Annotated in this window: 11 protein-coding genes; 5 read left to right on the top strand and 6 right to left on the bottom strand. The window is 31.8% G+C overall.

All coding sequences use genetic code 11. The features are described from left to right. Positions 1 to 24: 24 nt before the first annotated feature. From CHB67_RS14155 to CHB67_RS14130, 6 genes are read right to left on the bottom strand one after another with little or no spacing between them, the layout of a single operon-like run. Complete coding sequence (locus tag CHB67_RS14155) at positions 25 to 411, bottom strand: hypothetical protein (RefSeq protein WP_089382450.1); 387 nt, start codon at positions 409 to 411, stop codon at positions 25 to 27. Positions 412 to 444: 33 nt separating this feature from the next. Beyond that, a complete protein-coding gene (gene ftsH, locus CHB67_RS14150; protein WP_089382449.1) occupies positions 445 to 2397 on the bottom strand; it encodes an ATP-dependent zinc metalloprotease FtsH in 1953 nt (650 codons plus the stop codon). An 11-nt stretch (positions 2398 to 2408) separates the two neighbouring features. After that, the gene (locus tag CHB67_RS14145; RefSeq protein ID WP_089382448.1) at positions 2409 to 3626 is read right to left on the bottom strand and encodes an ABC transporter permease; all 1218 of its coding nucleotides are present in this window, start codon (positions 3624 to 3626) and stop codon (positions 2409 to 2411) included. A 12-nt stretch (positions 3627 to 3638) separates the two neighbouring features. Continuing rightward, entirely contained in the window at positions 3639 to 4382 is a 744-nt protein-coding gene (locus CHB67_RS14140; protein WP_089382447.1) for an ABC transporter ATP-binding protein, read from the bottom strand. After that, complete coding sequence (locus tag CHB67_RS14135) at positions 4379 to 5596, bottom strand: efflux RND transporter periplasmic adaptor subunit (protein ID WP_089382446.1); 1218 nt, start codon at positions 5594 to 5596, stop codon at positions 4379 to 4381. The genes CHB67_RS14140 and CHB67_RS14135 overlap by 4 nt, the downstream gene beginning before the upstream one ends. A gap of 42 nt (positions 5597 to 5638) precedes the next feature. After that, on the bottom strand, positions 5639 to 6094 hold the full coding sequence (locus CHB67_RS14130; RefSeq protein ID WP_089382445.1) for a hypothetical protein: 456 nt from the start codon (positions 6092 to 6094) through the stop codon (positions 5639 to 5641). Between the two features lie 220 nt (positions 6095 to 6314). Here CHB67_RS14130 and CHB67_RS14125 point away from each other — a divergent pair, with 220 nt between their 5' ends. From CHB67_RS14125 to CHB67_RS14105, 5 genes are all read left to right on the top strand, one after another. Then, positions 6315 to 7157: a universal stress protein gene (locus CHB67_RS14125; RefSeq protein WP_089382444.1), complete on the top strand. Its 843-nt coding sequence runs from the start codon at positions 6315 to 6317 to the stop codon at positions 7155 to 7157. A gap of 11 nt (positions 7158 to 7168) precedes the next feature. Next, complete coding sequence (ppsA, locus tag CHB67_RS14120; protein ID WP_089382443.1) at positions 7169 to 9556, top strand: phosphoenolpyruvate synthase; 2388 nt, start codon at positions 7169 to 7171, stop codon at positions 9554 to 9556. Between the two features lie 58 nt (positions 9557 to 9614). Next, complete coding sequence (locus tag CHB67_RS14115) at positions 9615 to 10784, top strand: baeRF7 domain-containing protein (protein ID WP_089382442.1); 1170 nt, start codon at positions 9615 to 9617, stop codon at positions 10782 to 10784. Between the two features lie 120 nt (positions 10785 to 10904). Further along, the gene (locus CHB67_RS14110; protein WP_089382441.1) at positions 10905 to 11111 is read left to right on the top strand and encodes a dodecin family protein; all 207 of its coding nucleotides are present in this window, start codon (positions 10905 to 10907) and stop codon (positions 11109 to 11111) included. 160 nt (positions 11112 to 11271) lie between these two features. Further along, entirely contained in the window at positions 11272 to 12744 is a 1473-nt protein-coding gene (locus CHB67_RS14105; protein WP_089382440.1) for a glycoside hydrolase family 130 protein, read from the top strand. Positions 12745 to 12748 lie beyond the last annotated feature (4 nt).

Genomic DNA, 12748 nt, shown 5'->3' with positions numbered 1-12748 from the left:
ATTAAAATTGAATGTGTTTATTACTTACATATATTTAGTAAGAAATTTGAAAAACTCATCTTTAAGGTCTCTGTAAATATGCCGCTGAACCTCCATTTTATTTCTAAATTCTACGTGCATTTTCACCAGGCTAATATCTAACACATCTTTTCCTTTTTTACTTGAATTCGCAATAATTGTTTCGTGAACATTGATATGATCTTGCAATTTATCAATTGCATTTTCCTGTATCATAAATTGATTTTGATAATGTTCTAATTGAGCTAACATTTCTTTATCATCCCAACGTTTTACAAGTTCTTTCAACCTATTTTGAAACGATTTTAATTCATCTTCCCAAAAGAAAAGTTCACGTCTCCAAAGTTTATGTTCAAAATGTAAGTCTGAATTAAAAATAAGTTCTTTTTTCATGATATTTAATTTTTAAGTTATTATTTCAATACTTTAATCAGCTATATTTATAGGCGTTTCATTGATTCTTTCCCCTAATATTTGTTCAAGATCTTCTAAGTATACTACTTCTTTCTTCAACAATAATTTAGCAAGAACTTCAAGCTCTTTTTGGTGGGTTATTAATAATTTAGACACCTTCTCATAGCTTAAATTTATTAAATCCTGCACCTCCTTATCAATAAGCTCAGCCATCTTTTCGCTGTAAGGTTTTCCTAAAAAACGCTCATTCTCACCAGTAGAATCGTAAAAACTCATGGGGCCCATTTTTGTATTTAAACCATAATAAGCTACCATTGTATACGCCTGTTTTGTTACTTTTTCCAAATCGTCTAATGCGCCCGAAGAAGCTTCCTTAAAAATAATTTCTTCGGCTGCTCTTCCTCCCAAAGAAGCACAAAGCTGATCCGTAAATTGTGATTTGGTGATAATTTGGTGCTCTTCAGGAAGGTACCAAGCACCTCCCAAAGATTTTCCTCTAGGAATAATTGAAACTTTTACAAGGGAATCTACATTTTTTAAATACCAACTCGCTATGGCATGACCAGCCTCATGATACGCTACAATTTTCTTTTCTTTAGGTGAAATAATTTTACCTCGCCGTTCCAAACCACCAACCACACGATCTCTGGCTTCCATAAAATCTTCTTGAAAAACTGCTTGCTGTTTTTTACGTGCAGCTATTAAAGCTGCTTCATTACAAATATTGGCGATATCTGCTCCAGAAAACCCCGGACTTAAAGATGCTAGTAATTGAACATCAACATCCTTTGCTTTTTTTATGGGTTTTAAATGAACTTCATATATTTCTATGCGCTCCTGTTTATTTGGTAATTCTAAATAAATATGACGATCAAATCTTCCTGGTCTCAATAAGGCTTTGTCTAAAATATCAGCTCTGTTGGTTGCTGCTAAAACAATAACGCCAGTATTGGTTCCAAAGCCATCAAGTTCTGTTAAAAGCTGGTTTAAGGTATTCTCTCTTTCATCATTAGATTGAAAGGAATTTAATTTACTACGTGAACGGCCAACAGCATCAATTTCATCAATAAAAATAATGCTTGGCGCTTTTTGTTTTGCTTGTTTAAATAAATCTCGAACCCTTGAGGCTCCAACACCCACAAACATTTCAACAAATTCTGAACCAGATAAAGAAAAAAAAGGAACATTGGCTTCACCTGCAACTGCTTTAGCCATTAATGTTTTACCTGTTCCGGTAGGACCTACCAACATTACCCCTTTTGGAATTTTTGCTCCAAGCTTGGTATAAGTAGCAGGATTTTTTAAAAAATCAACAATTTCTTCGACCTCTTTTTTAGCTTCTTTTAAACCTGCTACATCTTTAAAAGTTACAGTGCTTTTAGTATCCTTATCTAGCAATTTTGCTGTTGATTTTCCAAAGTTAAAAACAGCACCTCCCATAGTTGATTTTCCCAAGCCTCGAAACAGATACATCCAAAATAAAATTAAGAGTCCGAATGGAAGTATCCAAACAATAGTACTCCACCAATTAGTTCTATTTACATAGCGTACATCAACTAATTCTGATGGTGAAAAATCCTTTTGAGCTTGCTGCAATTTATTTTCAAAACTATCAACAGAACCTATTGAAATGATATAATGTGGAGATGTGTTTGAAATAAATTTACCCTTCGGAATATTTTGATATTTAGGATCTTTTAGTTTTTCACTTTTAATAAATACCTCCGCAATTTCTTTATTTACAACTATAATTTTTTCAACATCATGGGTATGTAACATTGTTTGCTCAAACTCTATCCAGCCAATTTCTTTTGTATTAAATGTTTGTCCGAAAAACATAAAAAAAATCATGAACCCTAAAAACAACAAGTACAACCAATACATTTTAAAACCTTTTGGAGAAGGAGCTTGTGTTTGCTTTTCTTCTGAAGAATTTGTACTATATAACTTGTCTTGTTTTTTCATTTTTGAAATTATTATTCATATCTCAAGGCATCTATAGGGTTTAATTTTGCGGCTTTTCTGGCAGGAAAATACCCAAATGCAATGCCCACCAGGGCGGCAAAACCAAAACCAATTAAAATTGAATACAGCGCTGTTGGAATAAAAAAATTGGTGAGTTTATAAATTATTTGATTTCCTGCAATGCCTAAAACAACTCCTAAAACACCACCTGCTAAACTCAATACAATTGCTTCAATTAAAAACTGGGTTAAAATATCACTTTCTCTTGCCCCAATAGCTAAACGGGTTCCAATTTCCCGTGTTCTTTCGGTTACCGAAACCAACATAATATTCATAATACCTATGCCACCTACTATTAATGAAATACTAGCAATAGCACCTAATAGAATGGTTAAAATGCCCGTAACATTCCCCGTAATTTCTTGTAATTCTATTTGAGTTGTAATTTCAAAATCATCTTCTTCGCCTTCTAAAATTTTGTGAGATTCCCGCATTAACTCAGTAGCTTCAATTTCAGCATCAATAATATGATCTTCATTTATGGCACTTGCCATAATAATATCATACCCTCTTCTATGTCCGTGCAATCTATTTTGAATGGTGGTGTAGGGTGCCAAAATAATATCGTCTTGATCTTGTCCCATGGCTCCTTTCCCTTCTTCTTTTAGTAAACCAATTACTGTAAATGGGATTTTATCTATTCTAATTTGCCTACCAATAGGATCTAAATCTGAAAACAATTCGTCTTTCAACGTTTTACCTATTACACATACTTTACCTGCTGTTGTTACTTCTTCTTCTTTAAAAAATTCACCTGAAGCTAAATCCCTACTCAAAATATCAAAATATTGATCGGAAACGCCATAAATTGCTATGGACTTATAGCCATTAGGACCAATAGCTTGGGCTACGTCTACAATTAAAGGCGATAATTTTGAAATCCAAACAGCGTTATGTTGTAACATATCAAAATCTTTTTTATTTACCGGTTTTCCCATTCTTACATGAGCGCCGGCTCTATGCTCGGTTTTTGTATAAATCATTAATAAATTTGTTCCTAAACCAGATATTTGTTTTTGAACTTCTAACGTAGCTCCTTCACCTGCAGAAATAGTCATAATTACAGCGGCTACACCAATAATAATTCCTAACACGGTAAGTAAACTACGTGATCGGTTTTTATTAATTGCCTGAAAGGCTACCTTAAAAGTTTTAAAAAACTGTTGCATTGTTAGTGTTAATTATGTTGTTAATGCTAACTCTTTTAAAGCACTTTCCTTGGTGCTTCTGTTTTTTATAAGTTCATCAGTTAACACAGATCCATCTCTTAAATAAATGATGCGTTTTGCAAACTGAGCAATATCATGTTCATGAGTAATCATTAATATCGTTTTTCCTTCATTGTTTAATTTTACAAACAAATCAGCTACATCAATGCTTGTTTTACTATCCAAATTCCCTGTAGCTTCGTCTGATAGAATAAGTGCAGGATCGTTTACCAAAGCTCTTGCAATTGCTACACGCTGTTGCTCACCTCCCGAAAGCTCATTTGTTTTATGATAAATTCTACTTTTTAAACCAACTTGTTCCAACGCTTTTTCCGCCAGTTTTTTGGGGTTGGTAAATTTCCCTGTTCTATTATAAATTAGTGGCAATTCAACATTTTCAATGGCTGAAGTGCGAGATAATAAATTATAACTTTGAAAAATAAATCCAATTTTTTGGTTTCTAACCGCTGCCAATTCATTCTTATTTAATTTGTTTACATGAATTCCATCCAAATAATAGTCTCCAGAAGTAGGTTTATCTAAACACCCTAAAATATTTAACAGCGTAGATTTCCCAGAGCCTGAAGCACCCATAATGGCTACAAATTCACCCTCTTCTATTGAAATATTAACATTGGTAAGCGCATAAACTTCAATATCGCCATTTTTAAAAACACGACTTAAATTTTTGGTTTCTATGACTTTTTTAGCTGTCATTCTTTTGATTTTATACCATTAATTACTTTTGTGCCCTCTTCTAAAGGAATAGCATCTAAAAAACTTTTTATTTCAGACTGCAATCCTGTTTTTATCCCTATTTCAATAAATTTAAATTCCAATTTTCCTTTGTCACTCTTCATAAAAAAACCATCAATCTTTGGAGGTAATTTTTTTTTGAAAGTTGCAGGTGTATACAATTCTTCATTCTCAATTCCTTTCATAAAATTTGATTGAATAGAATCTGGTAAAAACGCTTTTCCGTCAGCTAATAGTCTAGTTTTCATTTCATTTAACATAACTTCATTAGGTCTAAACCGCAATGCTGAATTGTTAATAAGCAGTACGTTGTTAGCAACATTAATAATAAACTCTATACTTGTTGTCATTCCTGGAAGTAGTAATTTTTCTTTATTATCAACATCAATAACCACCTGATAATTTACTACATTATTTATTTTTATGGGCTGCATTCTAATTTGACTTACTTGCCCATAAAACTCTTTTTTAGGATAGGTTTGAACCGTAAAGCGAGCTTTCATTCCATTTTTAATATATCCTATATCGCTTTCATCAACATCAGCTAAAATTTGCATTTTAGACAAATCTTCAGCGATGATAAACATGGTTGGAGTTGCAAAAGAAGCCGCTACAGTTTGCCCCTCTTCAACACTTCTTTCAGTAATTGTACCGTTTATTGGCGAAGTAATATGTGCATATCCTATAGAAACATCAATATTTTTTACAGCTGCCAATGCTGCTTTATGAGCACTTTCAGCTTGTTCAAAATTGTATTTTGAATTTTGAAATTCCTTATCTGAAATTACTCCTAGTTTAAATAGTTTTTTGTCCCGTTCAAGTTCATCCTTTGCATAATTGAGCTGCGCTAAACTAACGGCTAAATTTGCTTGTGCGCTGCTTAAATTAGTCTTCAATAATTTTAAATCCATTTCTGCCAAAAGTTGCCCTGCAGTAACTTTGTCGTTATAATCTACATATATTTTTTTAATTGTTCCTGAGATTTGAGTACCCACTTCAACCGTATTTATGGCCTCTAAAGTACCAGTGCTTGATACCATAGATTCTATAGTTCCTTTTTCTAAAAAAGTATATGTAAACTCTAAATTTTTTACTTTTAAAGCTGGTTTAACTTTGAAATATACAATTGCAGAAATACATAAAACTCCAAATACAATCCACCTCCACTTTTTCATAATACGTAGCTGTTTTTAGTTGAAAAAAAGAGCCCCTTTTGATCAACTATTTTTAGTCAATAGTCTAATTAATTTATCACTTTCAATAAGATATTCTGTTATTTCAAAAACTTCTTTTCTATTGGTTCTAAATATTTTTAAAAATGCCGTAAAATCATCTTCTAATTGCTGGTGTTCATTTCTAAATTTTTGGGCATCGTACGTAAAAGGATTGTCTATTAAATTCGCTAAATGGGTTAAATGCAGTTGAACGCGTTCCAATAAGATGATACATTTGTTATTTGTTTCAACAATACTTTTTTCAATGGCACGTACCTGTTCCAAATCTTCTTCCTTTGAAATCCACAGCACATGTGTATCAATAAGCTTATCTAAAAACATCAAGTCATCTTTGTAAAACATCAAATCTGATTTCCAATGTTCAGTAAGCACATATAATTCATGCCAATTTGCACTATAAATGTAATTTCCGTTAGGCCTGTTTCTAAAATCGCTCATTTTACAATTTATATAGAGAATATTTCATTTATTATTTAATAACACCAACAACCCATAATTGAAGTGTTTATTAACTCTTATAAATGTATAAAACACGTCTTTTGAAAAAAATGACTACAGTCATTTAGAAATCAACCCATAATGAGAGATATCATTTACGGTAAGAACATTGATTTTTAACTTTAACAAACCTCTTTTAGTAATTTAAAATTATTATTAAATGAAAACTATTTTGCACGCCACTGATTTTTCAGAAAATGCGATTGAAGCATTGAAATACGCGCATACACTATGCTTAAAAATGAATGCCAGTTTGTATGTGATTCATGTTTTTGATACTTCTACCTTAAGTTCGGATTTAAATGAAACTTATTTATTGCCTTTTAAAGAAACTCTTGAACAAAAAAACAAGAAATTAAAACAGTTTTGTGAAACTCATTTAGGAAGTAACTACAAAACTACCCAGCTAAAAATGAGCGCTGTTGAACATAAAAATGTTGCTAAAGGAATTATTTCAAAAGTGAAAGAGATTAATGCATCAATAATAGTTACTGGTGCAAAAGGTAAAAGCGCTCTTGAAGAACTTTTAACTGGTAACACTATTAAACAATTGATTGAAAAAGCACCTTGCCCGGTGCTTATTATTCCAAAACATACCAAGTTGCAGAAATTGGAAACTATTGTGTACGCAACAGATTTTGAGGAAGAAGATATTAGTGCCATTTTTAAACTATCTCAAATTGCCAAAATTTTCAATGCGACTATTAAAGTGGTACATGTTTCTTCAAAAAAAGAAACCCATGGCTTACAAGAAATGGAGTGGTTTAAAGAACTTCTAAAACAAAAAGTTACCTATGAAAAATTAGAATTTGATTTGCTGTTTTATGAAGACACCTATGATGTTTTAAAAGCCTATTTAGAGGAAGCAAACGCTGATTTATTGGCGATGCTTGAAAGAGAAAAAAAGAATATCCTTAAAAAAATATTCCATAGAGATTTGGTAAAAAAAATGGGATCTAAAAGCACAATACCCCTAATAAGTTACAATGAAGTTAATTACTGAAATAATTAAATATGAAATCATTCATAAAAAAATTTAGCGAAATAGGCATACATGATGTAGCACTTGTTGGAGGTAAAAACGCCTCATTGGGTGAAATGTATAATGAATTGGTTCATGAAGGGATTTCTGTTCCTAATGGGTTTGCCACCACTTCTTTTGCCTTTAATGAATTTTTAAATGAAAATAATTTACAAATTGCACTCAACAATAATTTAAGTCAATTAAACCGAAACGATTACTCAAATTTAAATGATATTGGTAAAAAAGCCAGAGATTTAATTTTAAACGCTACTTTTTCAAGTGAATTTTCAACAGCTATTGTTGATGCTTATAAAACTTTATGCGAAGGTTCTTATTTTGAAGTTGCTGTTAGAAGTAGTGCAACTGCTGAAGATCTTCCTGAAGCGAGTTTTGCAGGACAACATGAATCGTTTTTGAATATTTTAGGTGAAGAAAATTTACTAACTGCTGTTAAAAATTGCTTTGCTTCCTTATACACAAACCGAGCCATTAAGTATAGAGAAGACAAAGGGTTTATTCACAGTGATATTTCGATATCTGTAGGCATTCAAAAAATGGTTCGCTCAGATATTGGCTGCTCGGGCGTTGGATTTACTTTAGAGCCAGAATCTGGATTCGAAAACATTATCTTACTTTCAGGAGTTTGGGGTTTGGGCGAAAATATTGTTCAAGGAACGGTAACACCTGATGAATTTTATGTGTTTAAGCCTACCCTTAAACTCGGTAAAAAAGGAATCATTCAAAAAAAACTGGGTTCAAAAGAAAAAACAATGGTTTATGCCGAATCTAATAGTCATTCTTCTTTGCTAAATCTTGAAACACCTTTAAACAAACAAAAACAATTTGTTTTAGAAGATGATGAAATACAACAACTCGCTAAATGGGCCTTGATAATTGAAGAACACTATAAAAAAGCGATGGATATTGAATGGGCTAAAGATGGTGTTAACAATCAATTATACATTATACAAGCACGTCCTGAAACAGTGCATCAAACAAAAAATAAAAAGGTGTTTTTTGAATATAAATTGATTGAAAAAAGCGAAATTCTTAGCACAGGAAATGCTGTAGGATCTAAAATAATTGTAGGAACAGCCAGGGTTTTAAATGCTCCAAAAGATGCTTCTAAATTGCAAGAAGGGGAAATTATTGTCACAAATACCATTACTCCAGATTGGGACCCAATTTTAAAAAAATCGGGTGGAATTATTACAAATAAAGGAGGACGAACAAGTCACGCCTCCATAGTTGCAAGGGAATTAGGAGTACCAGCAGTTGTAGGCTGTGGCAATGCTACTGAAACAATTGCCAATGGACATATCATCACTATTTCTTGTGCTGAAGGCAAAACTGGATACATTTATAAAGGCAACCTCCCTTTTGAAAAAAAAGCACTTGATTTTTCAGCGATTAAAATGCCGAAAACTGAAATGAAATTAATTTTGGCAGATCCTGATAAAGCATTTCAATTGGCTGCTTATCCAAATAATGGTGTTGGTTTATTGCGTATGGAATTTATAATCACCCACAGCGTAAAAATTCACCCTATGGCTTTGATTAAATTTAATGAACTTAAAGATGCAAATGCTAAAAAAGAAATTGAAAAACTAACTGAGAATTACACCAATAAAGAAACCTATTTTATTGATCAACTTGCTGAAGGAATTGCAACAATTGCGGCTGCTTTTTATCCGAAGGAAGTAATTGTTAGAATGAGTGATTTTAAAACCAATGAGTACGCAAATTTAATTGGTGGAAAACAATTTGAACCAAAAGAACAAAATCCTATGTTAGGTTTTAGAGGTGCCTCAAGATACTATCATGAGTTATATAAAGATGGTTTTGGATTGGAATGTAAAGCCATAAAAAAAGTTAGAGAACATATGGGGTTAAGCAATCTAAAAGTAATGATTCCTTTCTGTAGAACTGTTGAAGAAGGCAAAAAAGTGATTAAAATTATGACTGATTTTGAATTAGAACAAGGTAAAAATGGATTGGAAGTTTATACCATGGTTGAAATACCTAGCAATGTAATTTTAGCCGAAGATTTTGCAACAATATTTGATGGCTTTTCTATTGGATCTAATGATTTAACACAACTCACATTAGGAGTTGACAGAGATTCTGAATTTATGAACGAATTGTTTGACGAGCATGACAAAGCTGCTAAAACTATGATTGCAATGGCCATTGAAAAAGCGCATAAAACAACTACTAAAATAGGTTTTTGTGGACAAGCTCCAAGTGATTTCCCAGATTTTGCTGAGTTCTTAGTAAACCAAGAAATTGATAGTATTTCATTCAATCCTGACGCATTGTTGAAAGGTATTGAAAACACAAATAAAGCCGAACAAAAAAAGGTTCTTGATATGCATTAATTCAATTCACTATTAAAAAAAAACTCAAGTTTTATATATAACTTAAAAACAACAAATTATGAATACTTCTAAATATCATCCGTTACCAATAAAAACTTTTGAGACTTTAGCAGCAAATCATGCGCTACATTGTGTTTCAATATATGTTCCTATGCATAAAAAAGGGAAAGAGCAAAATGAACACTTAGCCCAAGAGGTATTAAAAAAATGTATTAAAGATGTGCATAAAACACTTCAAAAATACCAACTAAGTGATCCTGAAATAATTGCTTATTTAAAACCTATTGAAGCGTTAATTACTGATATTGAACTATGGAGAAACCCATCAGAAGGTTTGGCTATTTTTTTAAACAAAAAAGGGTTGAATTATTATACACTTCCTATTCCTTTTATTGCTAAAACACAAGTAGCAAGCTCCTTTTATTTAACACCTTTGCTCCCCTTATTTCAAGAGGAAGAAATTTATTATTTACTTGAATTGAGTCAGGATTATGTAAAATTATATGAAGCTTCAGCATTTGGCTTAACCAACCTTCACATTAAAAGTTTAGCGCCAGACACCTTGGAAAAAGCCGTAGGATTTGATTTCAAACAAAAAATGTTACAATTTAGAAGTGGTCAGGATGCATTTAGTACTGGTTCCTTTCATGGACACGGTGAAGGTAAAGATGATGACCAAAAGGAAATATTAAATTTCTTAAATATTATTGACAAAGCAGTAAACCAAGCTATTACAAACAAAAAAGCTCCTTTAATTATTGCGAGTACAAATAACGTATTTAACACCTACAAGCAAGTAAACACGTATCCAAACCTTTATGCTAAAAATTGTAAAGGCGATCCCGAATTTAAAAATAAAACAGACTTACATGAAGCCTCTTTAAAATTAATAAAGCCTTATTTTGAAGCAACTAAAAAACAGCAACTAACTCAATTTCAGGAATTATACCACACCCCTAAAACATCATACCAAATAAATGAAATTATTCCCGCAGCGCTTTCAGGGAAAATAGACACCTTATTTGTTGAAAAAAACTCAGATGAATTTGGCCTATATAATATTGAAAACGGAAAACTACTATTAGACACTAAAAAAGAAATTCAAAATAGTTCACTTACCAACTTGGCTGCGGTGCAAACATTTTTAAATAAGGGGAATGTGTTTATGTTAGACCCTGAAGAGATGCCTGTAAAAGGCAGACCATTGAACGCTATTTTTAGATATTAAAATATAACAAAAAAAGAGCACTAAAAATATTGAAAAAGAAACTGAAATTGATGAAAATCATTTGACAGCTCAGTAATCACCCCTAATTTCATAGCATATTAATCATAAAAATAACATATTATGTCAGTTTTAAAAGTTATAGAAGTATTAGGGAATTCCACAGTAAGTTTTGAAGATGCGGTACAAAATGTAGTAAATGAAGCATCAAAATCTGTAAAAAACATTAAATCTGTGTATGTAAAAGAAATGCAGGTAAAAGTAACTAATAATAAAATTAGTGAATTTAGAGTGAACACTAAAGTTTGTTTTGGAATTTTAGATGAATAAATTTTACCTAATCATCAGGCTCAGTAGGCTGTAATTTAGTGTTCAACACTAGAAGTTCTATTATTTGACAGAAGCAGTTTAGTTTAGTTTATTTTAAACTGCTTTTTACTCTTAATTTATATGATTAATCAATTTTTATATCCAAAAAACACTCTGGTAAATGCAAATAAAAGTTAATAGAAAAAACATCGTTTTCAGTCCAGATTCTAGCAGAGTAATTGCCCGATTTAATTATTCTGGTGATGAAAAAAGTAAAGGGATTATTCTAAAAATTCTTGAACTATCAGAAGAGCAAGCTAAAGAAGAATTGGTAAAGGTACTTAGAGGTTACTCTAAACGTCATCGGAATATTTCAAGCATATTTGAACATCATTTCAATAAGTTATCGCATCTTTTAAAGGAACTCAATATCAACACACATGATATTAGCAATGTAATGAAAACGCTCATTGGCTCCTATTTCACAAAAGAATATTCAATTGAATCGGCAGCATTTTTCAACCCATCTATGGTTGAAGATCCAGATCAAAGTGTGGTGCAAAAAGGAGAGAAAAGAGTCATTTTTAGCTTTAGAGCTACTGGAGAAGGTCATATTTCATCCATTGTGTTTAGAGGAGGAATACTTGACGAAAACTGTAACTTACAAGTTAAAGGTTCTGGCAAAATGTTAAATGAAGCAAAAAACATAAAAAGACATGCTTATAATAAAAAACATTTTTTTTCTGAACTTTCTGAATTGCATGAAAATGATCAAGAAATAAAATCCAACATCTTTTCTAAACTCCCTGAAGATTTTTCTTATGGTGAATTGGATCGAGTTGTAAAAACAACAAAAAAAGAACTTAATTTATGCTTATCAGGTGAAATACTTTGTGATGAAATTATGTGGTTAGCATCTTCTCATTATGAAATTATATTTTCATTAGATACTGATATTTCCGAAAGGGTTATTTTTCCAATTTCTGACAATGAAAAAAATGGAATTGAAGATGCTAGGTTTGTAAAATTCACGGATGATAATGGCGAAATAACTTACTATGCTACGTATACTGCTTATGATGGAATTACCATTTTACCTAAATTAATGACCACTAAAAACTTTTACCATTTTAAAATTACACCAATAAATGGTCAAGTAGGTAGAAATAAAGGAATGGCGTTGTTTCCACGAAAAATAAATGGAAAGTTTGCAATGCTTTGTAGAATTGATGGCATCAATAATTACATCTCGTTTTCCGACGATTTGAATAGATGGAATGAGGCTAAATTATTGCAAAAACCAAAATATCCTTGGGAATTTGTTCAGGTTGGTAACTGTGGATCTCCTATTGAAACAAAAGATGGATGGCTTGTAATTACCCACGCTGTGGGGCAAATGAGAGAGTATGTAATGGGCGCATCCTTATTTGATTTAGACAATCCTGAGATAGAAATTGGACGCTTAAACATGCCGTTAATGATTCCAAATGAAATAGAAAGAGAGGGTTATGTACCTAATGTAATCTATTCTTGTGGCTCAATAATTCATAATGGCATCCTTTGCATTCCGTATGCAATGTCTGACTATGCTTCTTCATTTGCGACTGTAAATTTAGAAGCACTCCTTACTGAATTAAAAGCCAACAATGACTAAAAAT

Source organism: Lutibacter agarilyticus (genome assembly GCF_900188235.1).
Classification (GTDB): domain Bacteria; phylum Bacteroidota; class Bacteroidia; order Flavobacteriales; family Flavobacteriaceae; genus Lutibacter; species Lutibacter agarilyticus.
This window is presented reverse-complemented; position numbering and strand designations above follow the sequence as displayed.